25 protein-coding genes and 5 pseudogenes are annotated in these 23957 nt (G+C 46.9%); 7 read left to right on the forward strand and 23 right to left on the reverse strand.

What is annotated here, in order from left to right:
- Positions 1 to 64 precede the first annotated feature (64 nt).
- Positions 65 to 961 carry an AEC family transporter gene (locus BSEL_RS13980; protein WP_013173657.1) on the forward strand — a complete coding sequence of 299 codons (897 nt, stop codon included), beginning with the start codon at positions 65 to 67 and terminating at the stop codon, positions 959 to 961.
- A gap of 55 nt (positions 962 to 1016) precedes the next feature.
- Here BSEL_RS13980 and BSEL_RS13985 read toward each other — a convergent pair whose 3' ends face one another.
- The 3 genes from BSEL_RS13985 to BSEL_RS17190 form a co-directional block, all read right to left on the reverse strand.
- Positions 1017 to 1532 (reverse strand): FixH family protein, encoded by a 516-nt coding sequence (locus BSEL_RS13985; RefSeq protein ID WP_013173658.1) that lies wholly within the window; start codon positions 1530 to 1532, stop codon positions 1017 to 1019.
- 195 nt (positions 1533 to 1727) lie between these two features.
- Positions 1728 to 2285, reverse strand: coding sequence for a hypothetical protein (locus BSEL_RS13990; protein ID WP_013173659.1), 558 nt, complete (start codon positions 2283 to 2285; stop codon positions 1728 to 1730).
- Positions 2286 to 2290: 5 nt separating this feature from the next.
- On the reverse strand, positions 2291 to 3247 hold the full coding sequence (locus BSEL_RS17190; protein WP_013173660.1) for a hypothetical protein: 957 nt from the start codon (positions 3245 to 3247) through the stop codon (positions 2291 to 2293).
- Positions 3248 to 3372: 125 nt separating this feature from the next.
- Here BSEL_RS17190 and BSEL_RS14000 point away from each other — a divergent pair, with 125 nt between their 5' ends.
- Positions 3373 to 3933 carry an FAD-dependent oxidoreductase gene (locus BSEL_RS14000; RefSeq protein WP_013173661.1) on the forward strand — a complete coding sequence of 187 codons (561 nt, stop codon included), beginning with the start codon at positions 3373 to 3375 and terminating at the stop codon, positions 3931 to 3933.
- A gap of 242 nt (positions 3934 to 4175) precedes the next feature.
- Here BSEL_RS14000 and BSEL_RS14010 read toward each other — a convergent pair whose 3' ends face one another.
- From BSEL_RS14010 to BSEL_RS14055, 11 genes and pseudogenes are all read right to left on the reverse strand, one after another.
- A complete protein-coding gene (locus BSEL_RS14010; RefSeq protein ID WP_013173662.1) occupies positions 4176 to 4409 on the reverse strand; it encodes a hypothetical protein in 234 nt (77 codons plus the stop codon).
- Positions 4410 to 5059: 650 nt separating this feature from the next.
- Entirely contained in the window at positions 5060 to 5545 is a 486-nt protein-coding gene (locus BSEL_RS14015; protein WP_013173663.1) for a hypothetical protein, read from the reverse strand.
- A gap of 270 nt (positions 5546 to 5815) precedes the next feature.
- Positions 5816 to 6001, reverse strand: a pseudogene (locus BSEL_RS17590) (DUF4372 domain-containing protein); the annotation flags it as partial.
- A 299-nt stretch (positions 6002 to 6300) separates the two neighbouring features.
- Positions 6301 to 7584 (reverse strand): annotated as a pseudogene (locus tag BSEL_RS14025) (IS4 family transposase).
- 244 nt (positions 7585 to 7828) lie between these two features.
- Positions 7829 to 8563 (reverse strand): hypothetical protein, encoded by a 735-nt coding sequence (locus BSEL_RS14030; RefSeq protein WP_013173665.1) that lies wholly within the window; start codon positions 8561 to 8563, stop codon positions 7829 to 7831.
- 108 nt (positions 8564 to 8671) lie between these two features.
- On the reverse strand, positions 8672 to 9208 hold the full coding sequence (locus tag BSEL_RS17200; protein ID WP_013173666.1) for a zinc metalloprotease: 537 nt from the start codon (positions 9206 to 9208) through the stop codon (positions 8672 to 8674).
- A gap of 249 nt (positions 9209 to 9457) precedes the next feature.
- Positions 9458 to 9879 (reverse strand): annotated as a pseudogene (locus BSEL_RS18380) (transposase).
- A 55-nt stretch (positions 9880 to 9934) separates the two neighbouring features.
- Positions 9935 to 10087: a hypothetical protein gene (locus tag BSEL_RS18065; protein ID WP_232970466.1), complete on the reverse strand. Its 153-nt coding sequence runs from the start codon at positions 10085 to 10087 to the stop codon at positions 9935 to 9937.
- Entirely contained in the window at positions 10084 to 10761 is a 678-nt protein-coding gene (locus BSEL_RS14045) for a recombinase family protein (protein WP_232970467.1), read from the reverse strand. Before BSEL_RS14045 ends, BSEL_RS18065 begins: the two co-directional genes overlap by 4 nt.
- An 89-nt stretch (positions 10762 to 10850) precedes the next feature.
- Positions 10851 to 12239: a 23S rRNA (uracil(1939)-C(5))-methyltransferase RlmD gene (gene rlmD, locus BSEL_RS14050; protein WP_013173667.1), complete on the reverse strand. Its 1389-nt coding sequence runs from the start codon at positions 12237 to 12239 to the stop codon at positions 10851 to 10853.
- Between the two features lie 20 nt (positions 12240 to 12259).
- Entirely contained in the window at positions 12260 to 12913 is a 654-nt protein-coding gene (locus BSEL_RS14055) for a histidine phosphatase family protein (protein WP_013173668.1), read from the reverse strand.
- A gap of 248 nt (positions 12914 to 13161) precedes the next feature.
- Here BSEL_RS14055 and BSEL_RS14060 point away from each other — a divergent pair.
- Positions 13162 to 13697 (forward strand): annotated as a pseudogene (locus tag BSEL_RS14060) (DoxX family protein).
- A 62-nt stretch (positions 13698 to 13759) separates the two neighbouring features.
- Here BSEL_RS14060 and BSEL_RS17210 read toward each other — a convergent pair.
- Both BSEL_RS17210 and BSEL_RS14070 read right to left on the reverse strand, forming a co-directional pair.
- Positions 13760 to 14629, reverse strand: coding sequence for a hypothetical protein (locus BSEL_RS17210; protein WP_013173669.1), 870 nt, complete (start codon positions 14627 to 14629; stop codon positions 13760 to 13762).
- 237 nt (positions 14630 to 14866) lie between these two features.
- A complete protein-coding gene (locus BSEL_RS14070) occupies positions 14867 to 15052 on the reverse strand; it encodes an SE1561 family protein (protein ID WP_013173670.1) in 186 nt (61 codons plus the stop codon).
- 142 nt (positions 15053 to 15194) lie between these two features.
- Between BSEL_RS14070 and yfkAB the strand changes: the two genes are divergently transcribed.
- Positions 15195 to 16313, forward strand: a complete 1119-nt coding sequence (gene yfkAB / locus BSEL_RS14075) for a radical SAM/CxCxxxxC motif protein YfkAB (RefSeq protein ID WP_013173671.1) — start codon at positions 15195 to 15197, stop codon at positions 16311 to 16313.
- Here yfkAB and BSEL_RS14080 read toward each other — a convergent pair.
- A complete protein-coding gene (locus tag BSEL_RS14080; protein WP_013173672.1) occupies positions 16310 to 17650 on the reverse strand; it encodes an MATE family efflux transporter in 1341 nt (446 codons plus the stop codon). The two genes, yfkAB and BSEL_RS14080, sit on opposite strands and share 4 nt — an antisense overlap.
- 124 nt (positions 17651 to 17774) lie before the next feature.
- On the opposite strand from BSEL_RS14080, the gene BSEL_RS14085 reads away from it, so the two are divergent.
- Positions 17775 to 18977: an MFS transporter gene (locus BSEL_RS14085; protein ID WP_013173673.1), complete on the forward strand. Its 1203-nt coding sequence runs from the start codon at positions 17775 to 17777 to the stop codon at positions 18975 to 18977.
- A 72-nt stretch (positions 18978 to 19049) separates the two neighbouring features.
- Here BSEL_RS14085 and BSEL_RS17790 read toward each other — a convergent pair whose 3' ends face one another.
- Both BSEL_RS17790 and tnpB read right to left on the reverse strand, forming a co-directional pair.
- Positions 19050 to 19334 (reverse strand): hypothetical protein, encoded by a 285-nt coding sequence (locus tag BSEL_RS17790; protein WP_013173674.1) that lies wholly within the window; start codon positions 19332 to 19334, stop codon positions 19050 to 19052.
- Positions 19335 to 19402: 68 nt separating this feature from the next.
- Positions 19403 to 20520 (reverse strand): annotated as a pseudogene (gene tnpB / locus BSEL_RS14090) (IS200/IS605 family element RNA-guided endonuclease TnpB).
- Positions 20521 to 20588: 68 nt separating this feature from the next.
- On the opposite strand from tnpB, the gene BSEL_RS18245 reads away from it, so the two are divergent.
- Positions 20589 to 20723, forward strand: coding sequence for a hypothetical protein (locus BSEL_RS18245; RefSeq protein ID WP_013171562.1), 135 nt, complete (start codon positions 20589 to 20591; stop codon positions 20721 to 20723).
- A 181-nt stretch (positions 20724 to 20904) separates the two neighbouring features.
- Here BSEL_RS18245 and BSEL_RS14095 read toward each other — a convergent pair whose 3' ends face one another.
- From BSEL_RS14095 to BSEL_RS14105, 3 genes are all read right to left on the reverse strand, one after another.
- Positions 20905 to 21696: a VLRF1 family aeRF1-type release factor gene (locus BSEL_RS14095; protein ID WP_013173675.1), complete on the reverse strand. Its 792-nt coding sequence runs from the start codon at positions 21694 to 21696 to the stop codon at positions 20905 to 20907.
- Between the two features lie 117 nt (positions 21697 to 21813).
- Entirely contained in the window at positions 21814 to 22197 is a 384-nt protein-coding gene (locus BSEL_RS14100) for a hypothetical protein (protein ID WP_013173676.1), read from the reverse strand.
- Between the two features lie 91 nt (positions 22198 to 22288).
- Complete coding sequence (locus tag BSEL_RS14105; protein WP_013173677.1) at positions 22289 to 23269, reverse strand: MBL fold metallo-hydrolase; 981 nt, start codon at positions 23267 to 23269, stop codon at positions 22289 to 22291.
- A gap of 118 nt (positions 23270 to 23387) precedes the next feature.
- Here BSEL_RS14105 and BSEL_RS17595 point away from each other — a divergent pair, with 118 nt between their 5' ends.
- Positions 23388 to 23522 (forward strand): FbpB family small basic protein, encoded by a 135-nt coding sequence (locus BSEL_RS17595; RefSeq protein WP_013173678.1) that lies wholly within the window; start codon positions 23388 to 23390, stop codon positions 23520 to 23522.
- A gap of 80 nt (positions 23523 to 23602) precedes the next feature.
- Here BSEL_RS17595 and BSEL_RS14110 read toward each other — a convergent pair whose 3' ends face one another.
- Positions 23603 to 23932, reverse strand: a complete 330-nt coding sequence (locus BSEL_RS14110; RefSeq protein ID WP_013173679.1) for an SCP2 sterol-binding domain-containing protein — start codon at positions 23930 to 23932, stop codon at positions 23603 to 23605.
- Between the last annotated feature and the right edge of the window lie 25 nt (positions 23933 to 23957).

Raw genomic sequence — 23957 nt, forward strand, 5'->3', positions numbered from 1 at the left:
CTGTTTCAATCCGCCCGCTTTGTAGTACAATGGGGATATTGTGTGCAGAAAGGAACGTTGTGTGATGACAATATTTATTCAGGTGGTCCTGCCTGTCCTCCTCGTATTCGGTGCAGGCTTCGCTATTCAGAAATGGCAGAAAGTCGATATCGCTCCCCTGTCGATGGTCGCCCTGTATGTCGCGACACCGGCGCTTGTGTTCCAGACGTTTTATGAAGCGGATCTCGACCGGCAGTACGGCTTCATGGTGATCTTCGCGTTGCTTCTTCTCTTTTCCCTCATCGCGATAAATAAAGCCGCCGCTTCCTTGACGAAGGCCTCGTCAACTGACGAAAGCGCGTGGATCTTAAGTACAGCCTTTATGAATTCCGGGAATTACGGCGCCCCGATTATTTTATTTGCCTATGGCCAGGAAGGCTTCGCCTTTGCTGTATCTTTTATGGTGTTGCAGTCCATTATTATGAATATCTTCGGCGTCTACTATGCGGCAAAGGGACGCGCCGGTGCCCGCTATGCATTACGCAGCGTGCTTGGGATGCCGGTGACCTATGCGGTGCTTGCCGGCGTCTTCACGCAGTGGAGCGGGCTAACGGTCCCTGACAATCTGATGGGTACCGTCAACATCCTCGCTGAGGCGGCGATCCCGATGGTCATGATCATCCTTGGCATGCAGCTTGCGAACATGTCCTGGAGTCAGTTTGAATGGCGGCCGTTAAGCTATGCAGTCACGGTGAGACTCCTCCTCTCACCGATCATTGCCTATGGCCTGACGCTGTTGTTCCCGTTTGATCCGCTTCTTCAAAATGTGCTGATCGTGAGTGCCGCGATGCCAAGCGCCGCGACCATCGTCATGTACGCCGTTCGCTTCGATTCGAAGCCCGCCTTCATCTCGAGCGTGACACTTGTCAGCACGCTCTTAAGTGTGCTGACCGTGACACTTCTTCTGATGCTGTTAAACTGATTTGACATGCGAAAAAGCCCGGCCACTTGATCTCAGGTGGCCGGGCTTGTATCCGTTAATGGTTATGATTGTTCTCGTTGCTATCGTCATGGCCATCACCATGGTGATGATCAGACATGTCTCCCTCTTCCCACTCTTCTGTTTCCACATCATCCGGAAGCTCAGCCTCTCCGACGGCAAAATACTTCACGGGCATGACGTGCTGACCGCGGGCTGTCGTATGCGGCTGCACAAAATAGACCTCTTCTTCCGTTACCGTAAAGGTAATCGTGTACACACCGTCGGTTCCAGGCAGATCTGCCTCGACCATTTCACTGTTCTCTTTATCATCATGAGTCCAGATCTCAAACTTCACTTCACTGGCGTCGTTTACCTCTTCATCCCCCTGAGTGACATAGGCAGAGAAGCTGACTTCTTCACCAGGCTCAGCATGATCCGGCACGTCAAGCTCGACTTCGAGCGTATCGAGATTGACATCCTCAACACTGACAACGTCCGAAGATGCTTCATCATTTCCGCAAGCGGTAAGAAACAATAGGGCACCGGCAATGATCGCAGCTGTTTTCTTCATGTGACAAACCCCTTTTCACTATATCGATATTGTTATTCCTTCCTGAGAGAATCATACAATGCAGATGCAACCATTACCAGCTTTTCCTGCACATCTCACAAACATTTCACATCCGGGTTATAATTCGGTACTAAGTCAGTCAAACAATCCTTTCCTGCATGCAAAACAGCCGCCAGTTTTGACGGCTGAGTCCAATCATACCTGGTCGTCTTCCTCAGAAGAGGACGGTTCCGTTTCGTCCGATTCCTCTTCAGAGATTCCTTCATCCATTTCCTCAGACTCTTCGCCTTCAGGTTCTTCCGGCGCTTCTTCAGAGACTGCTTCGTTGAATGTTTCTGCAGTGGATGCTTCTTCCTCTTTTTCTGCTTCCGGCATTGCTTCTGCAGGTTCTGCCGGGGCTTCCGGAGCGGCTTCTTCATCTGACGGCTCTGAATCATACGCTACTTCGGATGGCGGTTCTTCCTGTCCTGCGGCTTCTTTGTCCTCTTCTGATGCATCTGCATCCTGCTTCTCTTCTGCGGACTCTTCCGACGTGTCCTCATCGACGAACAAATACTCTTTGAGCTGATCGATGGATTCATTTAAAAAGATCCGGTCCTCATAGCCGAGTTCATCCTTGTTTTGGATCTTCATCATCAGTGCCGCTGCCTGATCACCGTTAACCTTGCCGTTCTCTGTAAGAAGCGTGAGAATATACAAATACAGCTCCTCAGGGGTCAATTCGCCTAACGGTTTGTTCTGGTCCATACTCATATGCGTCATCCTCTCTCATCCATCTCATTATGTAACTGATCATAAATCTGTCTGACGCCAATCCACCATTCATCATGCTCGGCGTATTTGCGGTTCATCCATTCGAAGACATCCATGCCTTCCGGACGGTCGGCACTGAGGGTCGTTATTGTCCGACTGACAATCTCCGTTGCATCCTGCAGATCCGTGTTGTAGTCCCGCCAGCTGTGAAAGACATTATACGGATTGTTGATGATCTCATCTGCATAGGGATGATCCCGGGGCACAAAGCTCTGTTCCTGCCCGGCAATGGCCACGATGACATACGGGTGAATGTTGAAATCACCTGCCGTCTGAATGATGGTTGATAACCGCTCTTCAGATGCGAGTTTCGACTGCCGCTCATCGAGCCATAGCCTGAGTTCTTCTGTCGGAACATCCTGATACTGCATGTCAGCCGGTAATTCATTGTCGACCCGCTCGATTGGCTCAGCTTCTTCAACGGAAAGTGATTGGGTTGCCGGTACCTGAAGATGCCCTTCCCCGGCGGTGGCATTCGGATCCTCGCCGTCATAGCCTGCCGCAAGAAGTGCCACCATGATCAAGGAGGCCGCGCCGCCTGCCATCAGGTAAAGACTCTTTGAGAAGCCCTGACTTGCATGCCCCGGGTTTTCCTCTTCCTGAACAGTACCCGGCGGACTGAGAAGGGTTTCCACCTCAGCAGGGTCCACAAGCTCCTTTGACAGAGCCCTGAACTCATCATGGGAGATGACAAATGACTGTTTTTTCACCGCATGACGGATCAGCTGCTTTTTCAGCTTATTCTTCTCGGATTCCCCGAGCAGATCGAGCCTGACGTCAATTTCCTCATGAATCCTTGATGCAAACGCACGGGCCCGTTCCGGACTTGATGACCCAGGCCGTTCCTGTTGAATTATTTCCCTGATCTCACGAATTCGGGCTTCATTCAGAAAAAACGCCATACGCCTGCACCTCCTTTGTTGATTATAGCATTATGGGGAAACAAAATTATGCATAATGGTTTATTCTATCGATTTTCGGGAAGGTGAGCGGATGTACAGAAGAAATCAAAGGAGTGAAACTTATTATGTATGATCTCATAATTGTAGGTGCCGGACCGGCTGGTGCAAGCGCAGCATTGTTCGCAGCAAAAGCAGGAAAGAAAACACTTGTGCTTGACAGCGACCAGTCGATTACGAAAAAAGCATGGGTGGAAAACCACTATGGTGCGAAGGACATTTCAGGCCCTGATCTCGTCAGCACCGGCCTTGAGCAAATGAAAAAATTCGGAGCTGAGCATAAAGCCGGCAAAGTGACTAAAATCGAAGCTGCAGCAGACGGTGCAAAGGCCGTCACAGAAGACGGTACGTTCGAAGGCAAGCACATTCTTCTCGCCACCGGCATGATGGCAAACGTCGCCGAAGAATCAGGTATTGCCGTGAAAGAAGGCAGCGAGCCTAAGATTCAAAAAGTCGTTGACGTGAAGGACAATGGCGAGACAAGCATGGCAAACGTTTGGGCGGCAGGCACATGTGCCAACAAGAGTGTCCATACAATTGTCACCGCCGGACACGGTGCGGAAGTTGCCATCAATATCATCAGTGAACTGAACGGCGAACGTTACGTCGATCACGACATTCTCAAATAATCTCTCACATAAAAATTCCCTCTGCCGAATCCCGCAGGGGGAATTTTTTAAGATCCGTTTTCCTTTTCACGTGGCTCCACAATTCACTCTCATATTCCTCGACCTTCTGCCACTGGGTGTACAGTTCAATGATCCCGGTAACGAGAAGGAACCAGAGAACACCGCAGTTCCAGCGGGTACCTGAAGATGCCCTCCGGCCAGCCTCAAACACGGTGATGATCAACACCGGATTAGATTGCTACTCATTTCTTCGACAGACCATCACCATCATTCCCAGGATTTTTCTTCCTTTTTCTGAATTCGTCAATCGTTTGAAAGACATACATGACAACAACAAAATAGACACCGAATGATAAGTGCTTCGACAGATCAACAGTTTCCCCATTTCGATAATCACCAAAACTGAAGAGTCCTACGATCAGTATAAAACCGACGAATAGACCAATCAATTGTTCTTTCTTCACGATTTTCTCCATAATCCGGTTTCTCCTCCGTTCAAATCATACCATAATTTCCTATAATGTTATCATATACCACAATTCGTTGAATACCTTTCTTGCCGATCTGCTACAAAAACGCCCTCCAGGACCATCCCCGAAGAGCGTTCATCTACTTATCCATTTTCAAAATCCCTTGACACAAAAGCCTTTCAGCCTTCCCTGTACATCACCGTGACCGCTTCCACGTGTGATTGTGGAACACCTCAATACAATTCCGCGAAATGATCGCATGTTTTTGCGGAAAAGTGTCCCCCCCTTTAGAAAACGTATTGTCAGTTAAGGTTTAATTGGCAGGTGTGTTTTGTTACTGGAGAGAAGAACTTTGTAACGGAAAGCGTTTAATTCAATCAAGCAGTTTATGTTCACTTTAGTCTAGCAGTTACACTAGTCTATAATTCTTCCCCTGCACTATCATTTGCTTATCGGAAATCCCCGAGGGGTCAGTATAATCCGAAGTTCCATAAAAGGATTAGCGGTATAATAATACAGATGTCATCTGTATATTATAAGTATGCCTTGGTGCCATACAGGCGTAGTCAGGACTTATGTTTGTTAAGGTAATGTACTGCCAAGCACAAAAAGCTCAATCAGCTGTGATTGAACTTTTATATAGAAAAAATATATATTTAATCGTAACCACCAGTAGGTTCAGGGAGTGATTGATACTCATCTTTAGGAAAAATAATTTCTCTATTTATAACATTCATCGTATCTTTCCAATTGTTAAGGGCTATTGTTTCACATGATGTATCCCACTTTACTGTATAATCTTCATCATCTACCGTCATGGAGAGCTCGTATCTATTATATGGCTCCATGCATGGTGACTCCCCATTTTCTTCTGGCAACCCTAAAACATCAGCACTTCTAAACTTTTCGTAAATAAAATTCATCTCTTCATTGGAAAGTATCATTTCTGTTGTAGCTGTTCCATCCTCCACTAAATCTTTTGTGTAAGTGTTGTTATAAGTATTTAACTCATTTGCTGCTGTCACCCCATATTTCAAAGAGAATGCAAAGTCATCAGGTTTCTCATCGGGTAATACCTCACCAGTTGAATTACAAGCACCGAGAACAAATAACAAAAACAATAAAAATAACAGTTTCTCCATATTTCCCCCTTAAAAATTCATTTTTTATATTATGATACTTCCACTAGTGTTGCATAAATATAGTCCGAATATTCAGATTTAATGCTTGCTTTGAAAAGAGCTAAAAAAGTAAATACCCAAACAAAGGTGGCTCCATCCTTTTGGAAAATTATACAATTCGACGTAAGTAACGACAACAATTTTTGACGATCAGGGGACTGACTTTGCTTCAATTCTTCTTAACCAAAGATATGCAGGTTTCCAAAGGGTTGCCCTTAAATAGCGACTTATCTTCAAGACTTTTAGCTTACTGTTTGTTTCCGCTTGAGCAAAGAGCATTAATTTCAAAAAAGATTCTGTCGTCAGTTTTTTTGTATAGAGATCTGATTTCAATGATTCAACCTGTTTTTCAAATAATCGAAAATTAATAGCTGAAAACCATTGTCCAAATGATGTTTTTCGTGTAATCTTGTCCATGCGATTGGTCCTTTACTAATGGATTTGGACGGGTTTACCACCTGACCTATCTATTATAAAGGACTTTTTTTATACTTGGAATCATTTTTTGAAGATTGGGAATTTTAGCAATATTACGAATTAATTAATGGTTTGACCCCAAAAAGCCAACTTTTATAAAATCAAACCTCTATAAGTACAATATACAGAGTTCTTCACCTGTAACCAACACTATATATAGTGTGTTGAGATAGCTGAAAACCTTTTTGGGTGTGAACCATTAATGCAACACTAGTGCTATAATATAAATAATTAATTACTCAACTTTCGCAGACTAAAACAGGCAGGTATGCCTTGATATAATTGGGCAGAGCGTTGACCCATTGCATGAGTTGACTTTTAACCATTTCTTGAATCTTTCGATTCACATGTTTCAGCGTATTTTGAAGAAGCTCGACGAGCTGCTGAAGTGCAACGGCCCAATCGAGATCTTCAATTTGATCGCATAAATCATAAAATAGACCACCCAATGTCCGGTTATCCGTGCTGCATCGATGTTGCCAGGATAGGACGATATATCGTGCAAAAACAATAGTCGTATGAACGACTTTGGAACTCTTTTTGAAGTCGCAATAATGACTTCGTTGTCTTGAAAAAAACTTCAATATCCCAGCGCATGCCACAGATCTTGATAACTTCTTTATCATCCAGTGTGCAGTCCGTTGTCAAAGTATGGCGAGCCATTCACTTTTCTTATTCCGGTTACGAACAAAGACGATTTTGACAGGAATATCATTTGCAGTGATTGTATGAACAGATCGCAGAAACCCCTTGTTTCCAGCCACAGAGGTCGCTTGCTTATAAAGCTCTTTTAAACTGACAAGTTTATCGTCAATCAAGTAACGTTGTTTTAGATTTTTGACCATGCCAATGACATTCAACCCTTATTCTTTCTCTTCTTTGACTAACGACTGATGTGTGAACCAGGAATCCATCAGCACATAGGAGGCTTAGATTCCCAAACTCATGGCTCTTTTTAGCATGAATGGAATAATGTCCGGAGCTTTTTGAAGTGCTTCAGTACGGCGCTTATACCCGGAAGTTCGTTTATCAATCCCTTCAGCAATCCCGTTGATTTGACTATTCTGTCAACTAAGCAAAGTAAAGTCGAGTGGGATGAAGGTGCCGCCGTCAGACCAACCCAGTTTGAGCATCCGAAAACCTTTATAATAGCGCATTTTTTGAGACGCATGATCACAACAACGAGCAAGCAGTTCAACAGATTCACTTCGATTCCGATCATAAGAGGAATCATCCAGTATCAGTCCTTTGGGACGTGTATGATCCGTCAATCTTGTTATGCGTTTGATCACATCGGTACTAAAAAGAGAAAGAAATCGTCGCCAGGAAAACGTAGACTGGTTTAGAAAGCGGTAGACAGCATCTTTTGCAGGGAAATCGGAAGATTTCTTTCCTTCCAAGGTTTGAAACCAATTTTTGTGTTCGAATATCAACGAGAATATTAACTGGAATAAATAAGTACTGGTAAAGCCAAAGGACTTTCTAATGCCGGCATTATTTAAGTGTTTGAATACGTTCAGCAGTTAGAGAATGAAGGCATTGACGTTAGTTTATCGGTGCGAAAGTTGAGTTAATTATATTAGGGAGCATTATTACGGAACTATTTAAAATTAAATCACACATTCTTAGTATAGTAAACTTAATCACCGTTGTTCTGAATAGATACTTATGTGCAGATGCTATGTCTCCAGTTTATTAGGGGGATTGGAATTTGCTCAATATGCTGTCATACTCGTCACTTAATATAACAAAAAAATTTGTTTAAAATCATTTTTTAATTTTCTCTTCTAAATCCTCTAGTTTCATATCGCCAAGGATATCATCTATCAATTGTGATTCTACTTTAACATCAATATTTAGTACACCACGATGTTCAGTTAAAGAATGAACCTCGTCGTTATTTGAACTAATATCTATATTTTCACCTAACTGTCCTACTATTCTATCAGAAATGAACTTAAGTTCCCCACTTTGATCAATTTCAATTTGAGCTATTGCATGCGCATTAGAATAAAGACCATCTTCAATGTTTGTTTCATACAAGAAAAATATATATTCTTTATCAAAATCAGGTTTATCAAAATCTAAATTTGGTATAATTACCTGATCCTCTATGTTATTTTCCTCATCCACTACATCTATTTGGGTCTCCGAACTCAATAATATGTTTACAGAATCACTCACCTCACTATTATTTGTAAAATAAGTTTCATAAACTGTGAAATCATAAATATGTCCCTTTTGATAGTCATGTCCCTCCTTTGAAGGATCATGAGCGTCTCTAATAGCGTTAATGATTTCTAATTCCTCATTAAACTTACCACGAACTATTAGATCTGAATTAGCAATTACATCTTTAATACTATTAGGCACTTGTTCATCATTGCTTATCCCCATCTTCATCACTTTATCATGGGATGAATTTTCATATTCACCGTTACAAGCAGTAAATAAAGTACTAAAGAGAATCAAACAACCAAATTTATAGAAAATATTTTTCATACTCTAAAACACCTCGTATTTTATATTAGTGTCCTTACGCAACTTAGGAAAAACACATTAAGGATTCACAACCGAAAAAGGTGGCATTATAGATTTAGGTATATGTTTCTAGTCATATAAAAAGTTTACATTAGTAATATCAGTCGGTTGTGGTGTATAAATTGATGTTCTATTTCGACTAGTATTCATTATAGATGGATTCAGTGAATTATCAGCAAGTCCTAAAGCATGTCCGAGCTCATGTGACGCTGTACTTCTTCTAGTAAGAGCGCTGGTCATTATATTAGAGTTACTAGTATTTAAGTAAGTAGAAAAAGGGGTAGTTGAGTCTGATAATCCATGGTATGTTATTCTCCCAAATAGATTTGGTTCAGTAGCGTAGCTTTGAGCTGAAAGAAGGTTACCCGAAGGCGCAGTTGTTACATCAAACGTAATATTAGATTGGGCGCTATTCCAATCACTAACAGCACTGTTCCAAGCAGTTATATAGCGCTGTTCCAATCCATTATCGATGTTAACCTGAACAGTGGTAATATTACCAGAACCAGGAAGGCGGTCATTATAAATAGCTTCAACTTTCTGAATGAATGGAAAACTCATCATAATAATAGTGACAATAAAAGTTGTAATTATTAACTTTTTCATCTCAAACCTCCAATAATAAATTTTAATTTCCTCCGCATTAAAGGTTGTTAGTCCATGACCTTCCCGCCTGACTGATCAATCTGTACATTGAAACTCCAAGTGAACTCTAAACTTCCACCTATCATTTTCCTCCTTTTCTTAATTTGAGTCAATTATTACATATATAGTTTATATAAACAATGCTTTATAAAAAAATAAACTCTTTATTCAATAATCGACAATTTTTGATACAAAATTAATACTTAGGGGTTACTGAACAACCCATTCATCGTTATTTTTCGATTGAAAATCGGTAAAATAATCTCGGATTTTGGCCACCAAAATATAAATGAAAAAAGAAGGAAGGTCCCGAAGCACCTTCGAAAGATTCAAGTTGAGAATTTGTATGGCGATAACCGTTTCACTACTCTGTTTTCGTCGAGCTCGAATAAGATCTAACCCATAGGAACGTTTGCCTTCTCCGAACTTTCCTTCAATCGCATTCCGTTCACAGGCATCTTGGTAGGCCAATTGTTTGTCTTCCGCTTTTTCGTTTTTAGGAGGCTGCCCAGTCGGGGACCGCTTAACCGAATTCCGTTTGCTTTGCAGAAGCTGCGATTCTCTCTTGTTGCATAGATCCGATCAGCGAGCACAGCTTCAGGGAAAAAGCCATAGCGATCATCGTATTCCATGATGGCACGCTGGAGGTCATTCCCTTAATGCTTTCGTTATATTTTGTTAAAATATTTATTTAATTCGGTTCATTTTCCCTTTCGCATAACGATTTGCTTTCTTTTCGACCACCGACCCATCTAGGAAGTGAAACCGCAGCGTCTGTTTATCCTCGACCACCACACGTTCCAGGAACCGTCGGACCAGCTCCGGTTGATAGTCACTCAATCCTTGTTGGCTCCTAGCCAGCTCGATGAACTGATCCAGCTTATAGTTGAGTAGTGGATCTGCCTGTTCTTTGGCCTCGGTCCATTTTTTATGTTGTTCTGATTGAGCAACTCCTTCAATGCCTGCATAAACGCCGGTGCTAAGTCCAGGTCATTCACATGGTGCTTCTTCACCCGGCATCGCTTTTCCCCTTTCACGTACCGGTTCTTACAGAGCCAGACATGCCGTCTTGCGTTCGAGTCGCTGGCATGCCATGTTCTTCTGCCAAAGGCGCTTCCGCAATGCCCGCAGATGACTTTGCCGAAGAACACGTAGTCATCACCGTTGAAGGTCATCTTCTTGGATCCGGTCTCTTCAACGAAATCCACCCTTCGCTGCTTCTCCAAATGGACTGCCTCCCAGGTATCACGCTCGATGATGGCCGGGTGGTTGTCTTCGATGAGGTACATCGGCAGTTCCCCCTCGTTCTTCATCCGTTTTCGTGTCAGGAAATCGACCGTGTACGTCTTTTGCATGAGGACGTCGCCTTTGTACTTTTCATTCTCGAGCATCCGTTCAATGGTGCTCGCCCGCCATTTTGATTCGCCGTTCCAGCCCTGAACCCCTTCTTCATTCAACTCTTCTGCAATTTGCACAGATCCTTTGCCGTCGAGAAATGCTTGATTGATCTGCAATAGTACCGAAAAAAAACGCCCTCCAGGACCATCCCTGAAGAGCGCTTATCTCGATACCTATTTTCAAAATCCCTTTACACTGCGGGCTTTCAGTCTTCCCTGTACATCACGGTGACCGCTTCCACGTGTGAGGTTTGCGGGAACATGTCCACCGGTTGCACGTCTTTGATCCGATATCCGTATTTGCCCAATTCATCGGCATTCTTTGCCAGAGTAGACGGATTGCAGGAAACATAGATGAGTTGCTTCGGCTTAAGGACGCCAACCGTCTCAATCAGGGTTCGATCGAGGCCAGATCTTGGCGGGTCGACAATGATACTGTCAGCCGTAAAACCTTCCTTCTGCCATTTCATCAGGATATCCTCCGCTGTCCCGGTTTCATAATGAGCATTGGCAATACCGGCTTCCGCTGCGTTTCGTCTAGCATTGGCAACGGCAGCTTCGGTGATGTCCATCCCTCTCAGTTCTCCTGCCTCAGAGGCCGCCCAAATTCCGATACTTCCCACGCCACAGTAGGCATCCACAACCCGGTCTGTCGCCTTAAATCCGGCCATCTTCTTGACGATGTCATAGAGCACCTTCGTCTGAGCCGGATTCAGCTGAAAAAACGATTCAGGAGCCAGTTGATAGTCGAGTTCCCCCAACCGCTCCCGAATGGATGACTCGCCCTCAATCGTTTTCGTCTGTTCTCCGAACACGAGCGGTGTGTCGGACGGATTCACGTTCAGCGAGATCGACGTCACCGACGGAAAGGCTTCCTTCACACGGGCAACAAAGACATCCTGTTTAGGAAATGATTTTTTGGAGATGACGAGCGTCAGTTGCCACTCATCCGTTTCAAAGGCGGTCCGCACAACGAGGGAGCGGACGAGTCCTTTCTTTCGCTCTTTATCGTAGATCGACAGCTTTAAGTCGGAAATGATCCGCTTGAGCTCACGGTTGACCTCATTTGTCAAAGGGTGCTGCACGATGCATTCATCGATGTCAACGAGGTCATGACTGTCCGCTGCATAGAGCCCTGCGATGACCGTATCATCCTCTGTCTGTCCGACCTGCATCTGGCTTTTGTTCCGGTAATGCCAAGGGTTATCCATGCCGATCGTGTCATGAATGACGAGCTTATGGGGCGGGATTTTAGTATAGCGGCTGAATGCCTGTTCCAGAAGCTCTTTCTTTGCCTGAAGCTGCCGCTCATAGCTGACGTGCTGCAGCTGACAGCCGCCGCACGCTTCATACACCGGACACGGCGGCTCAACCCGGTGTTCCGACGGTTTTCGCAGGTTGACGACTTTTCCTTCTGCATAGGTCTCTCTCACGTTCGTCACTTCCACCACGGCTTCCTCGCCGGGGATCAGTCCCGGGACGAAGACTACCTGACGCTTAAAATAGCCGATACCCTCGCCGTCAATGCCAAAGCGTTTGATTGTCAGTGGAAACCGCTGCCCGGGTTCCATCGTTGTTTCCGTATGTTTACTCATTATTCATCATCCTTTTTCCTTCAATAGACCACGGTCGAAGACGTCAGCCCGTCACGTCCTTCAAGATGCTCCTGTTTATTCGTAAAATGAATCTTTGCCTGTCCGCTATTGTACGTGATCTTCGTAATGCCCGTATTGCCGATCACAAACGGCCGGTTCCATCTGTGCCAATCCTCGCCTGCAATCAGGTACATCAGATAGATACTGATGAAGCCGCCGTGAGACACGACCGCTGTCTCTGCAACACCGCCTTCAGTCAGCGTTTGTTCAAGGAGCTGACAGCGTCTCGTAATGGCATCCACCGTCTCTGTCCCGCTGATACCGGACGTCAGGAGCTGCTCGGGCTTCATCTCCGGAAACAGTGAACCCATCTCTTCTCTCGTTTTCCCTTCCAGTGGGCCAAGCCCCACTTCACGGGCAAGAAGATTCCTCTCAGTCTTCAGTGCATCGTTTTTCTGATGACGGCTGATAGCCTTTGCCGTATCACTCGCCCTTTGAAGATCACTCGTGATAATCCGGTTAAGTTTGATCCCGGTGAACCACTCGCCGGCCAGAGTTGCTTGAGTCTCTCCGAGATCAGTCAGGGGGAACTCGGCATGCCCCTGAATGATCCCCTGTTTATTGGCTTCTGATTGTCCGTGTCTGATAAAATAAACCGTCTGTTCTGTGTCCATCGCTCATCACTCGCTTTCAACCTATCATTTTACGGCTTCAAACGGGAAAAGTCGATAGCCATTTCCTGTTCTTCAGAATCACTTCACAAAAATTACACATTTCACTGTTAATAACATGGAAACCGTGGTAAACTAAACACAGGTGCCGCTTTCACACCATGATTCAGACATCAGGAGTGCGGCACCTCTTTTCTATTCTTACGATCATACAAAGGGGTGTTATAATGGTCGAAGTAAAGTCCGGTTCCATGGGAAAAGAAATTATCGTCGGTGAGAACACAGTATCAAGGTTTCTCTTCATCAGTACACGCTCAGCTTGGATCTGGCTGATTCTCCGCCTGTATCTCGGGTGGCAGTGGCTCACCGCAGGCTGGGGAAAAATCGGTGCTGAAGGCTGGACAGGCCCTGGTGCCGGCGAGCCATTGAAGGTTATATGGGCGGTGCGATCGCCCGTGCAGAAGAGGGTGATGTCGCAGGCTGGTACGCCTCGTTTCTCGAAAACGTGGTATTGGCCAATCCGACGATCTTTGCCTATCTCGTAGCCTGGGGTGAGTTCCTCGTCGGGCTCGGTCTGATTGTCGGTTTCCTCACGGGGATCGCAGCCTTTTTCGGTGCAATGATGAATTTCTCATTTCTGCTGGCAGGAACCGTGAGTTCCAACCCGGTGATGTTTTTCATCGCAATTCTGTTGATTCTTGCCTGGAAAGTGGCCGGCTGGTACGGCGTTGACCGCTGGGCGTTGCCAAAATTCGGAACACCTTGGAAGAGTAAGCCGGATCAGTAATCACATCTTAACGAAACAAAGCCTTCACCGGCAGTCCGGTGAAGGCTTTTTTAATGGTTGTTTTATTCTTCGTCAGGCAGTGTATCTTCCGCAAATTCCTCCTGGTCCTCCGGATCGAGCGTCGCGCCTTCCGGGCTGAATGTCTGTGCCACAGCGAGACCAGCACCCATGGCTTCATCTGAACGGTCCGCTGGAACCATCACATCCACGTAATAGTACCCTTCTTCTACGATCTCATAGAACTTGAACTGTTCGTAGTCCTGATCATTGATCGACTCAGGGAATACACCTGGTTCTGAGGCATCCCCTTCAATATGAAAGTAGAAATGGAACGGTGTCTCATCATCAAGATGAACGGTCTCAAAGCTGTTGATATGACCGGTTGTATCCTTGACCACTTCCTGAAGCTCTGCATTTCGCTCCGGATCCACCTGGGTTGTCAGGAGGGCTCCTTCACTGTAATCAAAGGCTTCTCTGACTGAGACAAACAGACCATCAAGTTCACCCTCGTCTTCAAGGTGAACGATTCGGTGCGTACCTTCCTGGTCGACCTCGTCATTCATCGAAGCAGGAACGGCGATCTCTTTACCGAATTCGGTTTCCATCATGTCTGCGTCCACTTCACCTTCAGTACCCTCATACTCATACGTCAGGACGCCGTCATCATAAGAAACGTTCTCAACAGGAAAACTTCCCGTTTCAACGGTCTCTTCTTCATCGGCTTCCTCATTCATGTCATCGTTCATCCCGTTGTCTTCCCCGTTCTCATCATTTCCATTGTTCTCATTGCCGTCATTGTTTTCATTGACGTTCATTTCATCATTCGTTCCATCGTTCAGATTCGTGTTTTCCTCATTGTTTTCCACATCATTGCAGGCTGCCAGCGCAACAACTGCCGCACCTGCAATCAGTGAGCGTGATACAATTTTCATAGTCGTGCCCTCCTAAACTGAAATATCTCTCATAAGGAGGGTACCACGAACGTTCGTCACGCTAAACACCGCTATGCCTGTAACCGCTCATGACACAGCGATCTGCATACCATCAATCCCGACATGGCGGGATTGATTCTTCTTTTTGAAAAAGTGTAAAAAACCATGAAAAAGAGAAAAATCTCCCTGTATCAGAACAGGAAGATTCACACATAACCTCACATCAGATCGGCATAATCAGTTACCGTGCTGTTCACGGTAGGCTTGACACTGGTTTTCAAGATCATCAAGCATGCCTAAAAGCCGGTCGATATCCTCGACTTCGGTTTTCTCCGGATCGAGCTCATCGAGCATGCGGGAAAGCTGTTCCATTCGCTCATGGAGGAGACTGAGTTTTTGTTCTTTAGGTTCCTGCCGGTTCATTGTTGCACCTCTTTTCTGCTTCTTTGCGCTGTTTATTTTAACAGATTTACCGGCATCGTTAAATCCTTTCTGCCGTCTTTTGTGGTATAATCCTTGCTGAAACTCGAAACCATTGAATCGCGAAAAAAAGTGAGGTTATTTCATGAAAACCATGCAAAACAATCATACCCCGTTTGACCCTTGGGAAGCGGCGCACGACATCGAAGACTATGGCAAACAGGTCCTGTCAAATATCGAAATCACCACCACTCATCTGTGCAACATGCGCTGCGAGCACTGCGCAGTCGGATACGGCCTTCTGACAAAAGATCCGGAACCACTCCCCCTCGACACCATCATCAGCCGACTCGATGAGGTCAAGCATCTGAGAGCCTTCAGCATTACCGGCGGCGAACCGATGATGAATCTTAAGCAGGTCAAACAGTACGTCATCCCGCTTCTCCGCTATGCGAAAGAACGCGGCGCCAAAACGCAAATCAATTCCAATTTGACCATGCCTCTTGAGCGGTATGAATGGATTCTGCCATACCTGGATGTACTGCATATCTCCCATAACTATGGAAGTAAAGATGATTTTGCCGAGATCGGCTACGCCGTCATGGACAAAAAACCGACCCTCGAGCAGCGTTACCGCGTATTCGACACAATGGTGAACAATGCGAAAGCCCTCTCCAAACAGGGACTGATGATTTCGGCCGAAACGATGATCAATACCCGCACGTTGCCTCACCTCGAAGCGATCCATGATCAGATCGTCAACATGGGGTGCGCAAGACACGAGGTGCATCCGATGTATCCCACAAGCTTCGCAGAAGACCTGCCTGTCGCGGACCTCCGTGCGATCCGCGATGGGATTCACCGGCTCCTTGATCACAGAGATCCGAACGTGTGGATGCTGTTTGGCACCCTGCCCTTTTATCCGTGCAGCACGGATAACGACGATCTGACGCTCATCAGACGACTCTATGAGACACCGGGTATAACGGTGCGAAATGATCCGGACGGCCGTTCACGCCTGAATGTGAATCTCTTCGACGGCAATATCCTCGTCACGGACTTCGCCGCCGAAGGCAAGGTCGGCAATATCCAACGCGATTCCCTCGAATCCGCCTATTCGGCGTGGAAGAAGACGGCTCTTGCAGCCTCCCTCGACTGTCACTGTCCTTCGGTGGGATGCCTCGGGCCCAATCTGCTCGTGAAGCGCGCGTACTACAAGGATATCGACTTTCAAACACGTTCAGCAAACATCGTCCTTTATTAATCATCAAGCACCTTGATCTCACGCCATTTCCCAAAGCGGTAATACCCGATGGCGAACAGGCTGCTCAAAACGAGACTTACGGCCATGCCAATCCCAATCCCTGCTTCGCCGTAAAGACTAGCAAACAGCCAGGTCAATGGGAAACGCAACAGCCAAAACGAGATGATATTCAGGATAAAGACCTGAAACATCGCACCTGCAGCACGCACGACGCCGTTCACAACAAAGTTGATCCCGAGGAACGGATAGAAGTACGCAACCGTTCTGACATACATTTCTCCAAACGCCACCGTCTCCTCATCCTGAACGAAAAGACGGATAATCGATCCTGCATTGAAGAAGACGAGGGTGCTCATCGTGAGTGATACGACCGCGATGAGGAGGAGTCCGCTCTTGGTAATCTCCGTGACCCGCTCCCATTTGCCCGCCCCGATATTTTGTCCCGCCATGGCATTGATGGCGGATCCGAGGGTGAGGGCCGGGATCATAATCAGGCTGTCGAGGCGCTGGGCGACGCCGAATCCGGCGACGGTATTCTCGCCAAAGGACGTCACAACGGTCATGATCGCTAGGGCACCTGCAGAGATGACCACCATCGACATCCCTGACGGCAAACCGAGCTTAAAGATCTTTTTCAAGAGCTTTACTTCAGGCATATGCGGTATGGTAAACGGGACACCCGCGCGCCTGATGGAGTATTGAAGCCCGTAGAGGAAGGCGGCTCCCTGACTGACGATCGTCGCGTAGGCGGCACCCGCTATCCCAAGATCAAACACATGGATGAACAGCGGATCGAGAACCGTGTTCAGAAGAAGCGCCATCGTCACAAATCGGAGCGGAGTTTTGCTGTCTCCGAGAGATCGGAGTACCGTCGCAATGAAGTTATAGCCAAAGAGAAACAGCACGCCGGCAAAGTTGATGCGTAAGTACAGACTCGCAAGGGGCAGAATGTCGTCCGGCGTCCCCATGAACAGGAGTATCTGTTCACTGAAGATGAACCCGACAATGCCGACGATGGCCGTCAATACCCCCATCGCAACGACAAAGGCGTTCAGTGCCTGTTTGAGCCCGCCGTCATCCTTCGCCCCTTTGTATTGGGAGAGGATCGTCAAGGCGGATGTATTCAGTCCAATAATAAACGACAGAATCGTAAACACCACGACCCCGGAGATCGAAATCGCGCCGAGGGCGTTCGCCCCAAGGAGATTTCCGACCCACAGGGAGTCTACGATCTGATAAGAAGTCTGCAGAAGATTGGTCAAAAAGATCGGTGACGAAAACAGGATCATTTTTTTCAGGATACTGCCTTCGGTAAAGTCATAGGATTTTGCGGCCATGTTGTGTTCCTCATTTCAAAACAGTGATACAGTCATTGTACGCCTTGAACAGGCCCGCGTCATGTATTTTACTTTTTTCGCCTTCTGTCAGTGACAGAAGCCGTTCAGTCAGGAGTGTCATACGATGTCAACTGCCCATCAACCACCCGCCAATTCACCCGTATACCGCTACTGGGTGCTCGTCGGCATGGTCTCCATTGCCGGCTTCAGCCAAGGGATGCTGCTTCCGGTGCTTGCCGTCATGCTCGAAGGAACGGGGATTTCCTCTTCCGCCAACGGCCTGAACGCCGCCGCGCTGTATATCGGCATCATCCTCATTTCCCCATTTATTGAAGCACCTGTACGGAAATACGGCTATAAACCGGTCATTCTCACTGGACTCGTCCTCGTCTTCACGTCGCTGCTCCTGTTTCCGGTCTGGCAGACGTTCTGGTTCTGGTTTATGCTGCGGATCGTCGTCGGGATTGCTGACAACCTGATTCACTTTTCGACCCAGGTTTGGATCTCGACGACGAGCCCCAGAGAAGTGAGAGGCCGGCAGCTTGCCATTTACGGCCTTGCCTTTGGCCTCGGATTCGGGATCGGCCCGATGATGACGAGACTCCTCGCTTTTCATGAGGCACTGCCGTTTCTGATTGCAAGTGCCGTCAGTCTGATTGCCTTTTTGTTTATGCTCCGCCTTCGAAACGAATACCCGGCAAGCGACTTTGAAACAGCTTCAAAACTCGGCACCATTCACCGCTATAAACAGGTGGTCCGTCTCGCCTGGTTTGCCCTTCTGCCGGGCTTTGCCTATGGCTACATGGAAGCCAGCCTGCACGGCAATTATCCGGTGTATGCCATGCGGATGGGGATGGACTTGTCCTTTGTCACGCTCTTTTTGCTTCCGGGCTTTGTCTTTGGCAGTCTCTTGACACAGCTTCCTCTCGGGATGCTCAGTGACCGTCTCGGAAGAAGCCGGGTCCTGATGGGCATCATGGGCACAGGAAGCGTCCTCTTCTTTTTCATGAGCTTTGTCGAGGCCAGTCAGTGGATGCTCTTCACCCTGTTTGCCCTGTCAGGCATGCTCCTCGGATCCTCATTTTCCCTCGGGATTGCTTACCTCGCAGATCTCGTGCCTGCAAGCCTCTTGCCGACGGGCAATGTCATGACGGCGGTGCTGTTTGCCGTCGGAAGCATGACCGGGCCTGTCGTCGGCGGTGTGCTTATTGAATGGGTCGGGCAAGGGGCGATCTATTATTCCATCAGTCTCATGCTTCTCTTGATGTTCAGTGCCGGCGTCGTCTTTCACCTCACACTTCCAAACAAAGAAGCGAAGGCCGTTTGACGGCCGCTGGGGGAAACTGAAAATCAACCGCCACAAGAAAGGAACGCCCGGGAAGTGGGCGTTCCTTTCTCGTTAATCAATCTTCCACTGCACCTCAGGTGACCCTTCGTCATGCGCGATCAGTGACTGCAGTTCACCTTCGTCCATGGCCAGGATCAGTTTTGTATCAACGGATTCTCCTGCTTCCAATACGCCCCGATACACCCGCAATGGCATGACGTCGAGGTCCATCCTGACTGACGTCAAATTCTCTGCGAGGCCATCTTCCTGATAGATGACACGAAAAGAATCTTGACACTCCCCACGACTAAAGTCGGGGATTCTTGGGAACAGAGCGTACTTGTTAAGACGTGGCATACACGCAAAACAGCGGTTTCTCTTATGAACCAAGCGAACCCCGTCAGTCCGACGGTTTTTGTTTCCATTTACGAAAGGACACGTAGCCCTTCTTGTAGGATGTTTCGACTGGCGTTGATGTCACGATCATGGTGCGTACCACAAGATGAACACGTCCATGATCGGACGCTCAAATCCTTCTTGCCGTCATGATGCCCGCAGGACGAGCAAAGCTGACTGGATGGAAACCATCGGTCAATTTTGATGATCGTGCGATCATGCACTCCGCCTTGTACAGCAACATAGCCTTAAACGCCGACCAAGATACGTCTGAAATGGCTTTTGACAGCTTCTTATTTTTCAACATTCCTTTGGCGTTTAAATTTTCGATACAAACGACATCGTGGTTTTTGATGATCGTTGTACTGAGTTTTTGCAGGAAGTCCGTTCGTTGATTAGCGATCTTCTCATGGATTTTGGCGACTTTGACTTTTTGCTTTTGATAGTTTTTGGCTTCATGCAACGGTTTACCGTCTTTCTTCGCCTGTTCATAGCGTCTTGAGAGCTTGCGTTGCTCACGCTTTAGCTTCTGTTCCATCTTTTTTGTGAATCGTTCGTTGTCGATCTTTTGACCGTCTGAAAGGATAGCGAAATGGTCAATGCCAAGATCAATACCTACGGCTGATCCTGTCTGATCGAATGATTTGATCTCCGTTTCTGCAAGTATGGCTATGAAATGCTTCCCTGTTGGCGTTCGTCGGATCGTGGCAGACAGAATACGTCCTTCAACGTCACGGCTTTTTGCAAATTTGACGTAGCCCAGTTTCGGAAGGAAAAGGCGATTGCCTTCGATTCGCATTTTACCGACGGTTTTGAAAGACTGAACATCGTTCTTCTTTGACTTAAATCGAGGGTATTTATTTTGCTTCTTAAAGAAACGGTTGAATCCGTCAGCTAAGTGTTTCAACCCCTGTTGCAAGGCCGTGCTGTCTACTTCTTTTAACCATTCGTATTCCCGTTTTAATTGCGGGAGTTCCGCAGAACAGGAATTGTAGGACAACCCTTTTCCTGTTTCCTTGTATCTGTCGTTCCACTTCGCAAGAAAGTGGTTGTACACAAAACGAGTCGATCCGATGGTTTTCGCAATCAAGATTTCCTGTTCTCGATTGGGATAGATGCGAAACCGATAGGCTTTATGATTTGGCATGGCGTTCACCTCCTTCTCTATGGTATATTAAATATACTCTAAATATACTTTAAGGGAGGTTGATGTCAATGTCTAGGGTGCAAAAGCATTTGAATTTCCCAAAAGAATTGTACGAAGCGATAGAGGAATATCGAAAGGAGAATATGATTCCAACGTTTGCGAGTGCCGTCTACGAATTGGTGCGAAAAGGCTTAAAAGCCTAAGACCGTTCGCTATCATCCCCCGAATAAATTCGGGGGTTTTCTCGCTCACAACTTATAATACGTGCAATCTTCCCACCCCCTCTTCGATTCGATCAAGCTGTTTTCTTGGTAGTTCTCATTTACAGTCAGACTATGTAAAACAGCCGGACGCGTTATTCAGAGCATCCGGCTGTTTTGTGCTTTATTTATACAGTTCCTTAATCACGTCATAAGCTCTCGACGAGTTCAGGTTTTTGTGCATCACACCTGTCGGCTGCTTTTTCATCGTGCCTGTGAAGATCTTGACGGTCTCTGCTTCACCGATGACATAGACTTCTTCCCAGCCGCGGTCTTTCCGGAAATTCTCCACCCGGTCACTCATCTCTTTATAGAATCTTGACAGGTTTTCTTTGAATCGCTGCTGGAACTTATCAACATGCGTGGCTCCGGATGCCATTCGGTCGGACGAAGCCATTCCTTCTGAGAGGACCCACTCCTCCTTGCCGGAATCAAATTCGTAAGCCTTTACCTCTTGGAGTTCACCCAAAGCGGTATCAATGATCTTGACTTCGTCCATGTTCGGCAGGATGATGCCGCTTCTCGGGTATTCCCGCTGGATGTCCTCCAAAGGCTCGAGGACGGGGCGGTTTTCCCAATGAAAGCTCGTCTCCACCGGCACCTGCAGATAGTGTACGCTGAAGAGATCATCCTCCACAGATGCGAAAATCACCACGCTGCGAAGCAGATCCGTACGGTTATTCTGAATTTCTTTATCGACTTTTTTACTGAGCTTTTCAAAATTCTTCAGTTCTTTTTCGTTATTGGCGGATTCCAGATACTCACGAATCCGTTTCAGACCATTTTTCAGGTGAATCTGCCATTCGCCTTTTTGCTGATCCTGATCGGAGCGGTCTGTGTTCAAATAGACGGACAATACTGCGTCGTGTTCGTATTCCAAGCCTTTCAGTTCTTCTAGTTCGTTTCTAAGTGCCATGTGAATACCTCCTGTATTTGCAGTCTACGGTTACTATTGCCAAATATCCCCCAAATTCAAACATCGAATTCACAAAATGAAACGAAAGAGCTATCCCCAACAGGAATAGCTCTGTGATTACTCGTCTTCAGTTGCTTCCTCGAGAAGCTGACGCTCGTTTGCGCCTGTCTCAAGTTTATTCTTCACCACTTTCAGTTCATCCATGGCATCCTGCACGGTTTCGAGAAGATCAAACAGATGACCTTTCATGTTTTGCGTGCCTTCGGTAATCTGTTCCACGTCTTTCACCGCAGACTCAACAATCCCCTGCACTTTTTCCGCAGATGCGGACAGCTGTTCAACGACATCGTCGCGATTCTCATTGATCACCTGTACCCAGTGCTTTGTTGTGCCGACGGTATCCGTTACTTTGCTTCGGGCGCTTGGGTTTGACGCCACGTAGGCGCCTCCTGCGACAGCGGCCGCCACTGCACCGGCCACGATCCATTTCCTGCTGCTCATTCACTGACAACTCCCTTCATATCGATTGTGAACGCTTCCTTATCATTCTATCAAGAAAACGTGCATAGTGAAAGAAAATTCACAAATTTGCTCAAAGATTAACAGACTGGTGATACAACCACAAACCGTCCTCTTCCGTGAGCTTCACCTGTTTGCCTTCTTCAAGAAGATCGAGGTGCCCGAGCGTCTCCGAGAACGTCAGGCCAGGCTGGCGTTCGTAGAGACCTTTATACATCCGCCGTGTAATCTCCGTTGCCGTAAGGGCTTCTGTGCCAATCAGACTTCTGATATAGGCCGCCTTCTTCTCCTGTTCATGGAGGCGCCTGTCAATGAGCGCAGCCGGTTCTTCAACAGGATCCCCGTGTCCGGAGTAGATCTTTGACGCTGCCCGGCACTTCATCATCCCTTCCCGGTACTGCAAAAGCGTTCTCGGTCGTTTGCCGTCCCGCTCGTATGGGGCTTCGAGGAGGGCATTCGATGAGATGTGGCGGATGATGTGATCCCCTGCGACCATTGTCCGGTCTGCGTCCCGCATAAGGGACAGATGGGTTTGGGCATGACCGAGTGTCTCAAGAATATGCCAGTCCCGAAGGCCGTCAAGGGTGTCGCCTTCATCAAGAGGAATCTCAAGGGGGGCCGCCTCCACATAGGACATATAGGCATGATTCTGATTCTGTACCGCCCGGATGACCTCGTCTTCCATACCGTGCTTCTCATAAAAAGCCTGCAAAAAGGCAATCCGGTCCTTGATAAATGCCTGATCTTCACTCAGCCACGGAGCAAGCCGGTGATGCCCGGCAACCGTTGCATACTCCGCCACTTCCGCCGTCATACCCATATGATCGGGATGATGATGGGTCAGAAGAAGAAGGTCAAGGTCTTTTATTGAAACACCGTGCTTCTTCAGTCCGGCATGAAGCTGGGAACGTGCCTCCGTTGTCGCAGGCCCGGTATCCACCAGAATCAGCGCATCCGAGAAGATCAGGTAGACGTTTACAGGTCCCACCTGAAAGGGGGTATCAATGGTAATCGGTTTGATTTGGTTCTTAGAATCCATCCAGCTGTCTGTCATCGTTAAAAACTCCTCGTCAAAATGTTCGCAAAATTGTAACGGTTTACATCGTTAAGAGGTCCGGTCCTCTGTCATAATGAAGATGTTGAAAAAATACATTGAAAAAGGTGATTTTTTTATGAGAAAGCGCATACAAAAAAGTTTCGAAGAACTCGTTCAGGAAAACATGAAAGAAATTATGCAGGATCAGGATGCGATGTATGAAATCGATGAAAAACTCGATGAACGTTATGAGGCGATTCACGCTGAATAAGAGACCTGCATACGAAAAGGCTGACGCCAAAGCGGCGTCATGCCTTTTTTTTTGCGTTCGGGATTGACCCGTGTCTCTTCTTACTGATACTTCTGGATCAGGCCGTGAAACTTCAATGCATGGGACAGATCTCCCTGTACCTTCAGCTTCCCGCCCATGTAGGCCATGGTCGGATTCAGGTCGTCCTGGGCCAGCTTTTTGAAGTTTTTGTCTGACATTTCAAGGGTCAGTCTCGCCTCCCACTGTTCGCCTTCTGTGTAAGCTGCTTCCCCGTTTTCGATCTTCAGCTGATAGACGCCGCTGTCATCGCCAGAGAGATTGAACTGATACACATAAGAGAGTTCGGAAATCGGCTCAGGATTGGCATTCATCTTATCTGTCAGGGTTTCAATGGTTTCTTTCACACTCATGTTTGATCGCCACCTTTATGATTGA

This window comes from [Bacillus] selenitireducens MLS10, from assembly GCF_000093085.1.
Classification (GTDB): domain Bacteria; phylum Bacillota; class Bacilli; order Bacillales; family Salisediminibacteriaceae; genus Salisediminibacterium; species Salisediminibacterium selenitireducens.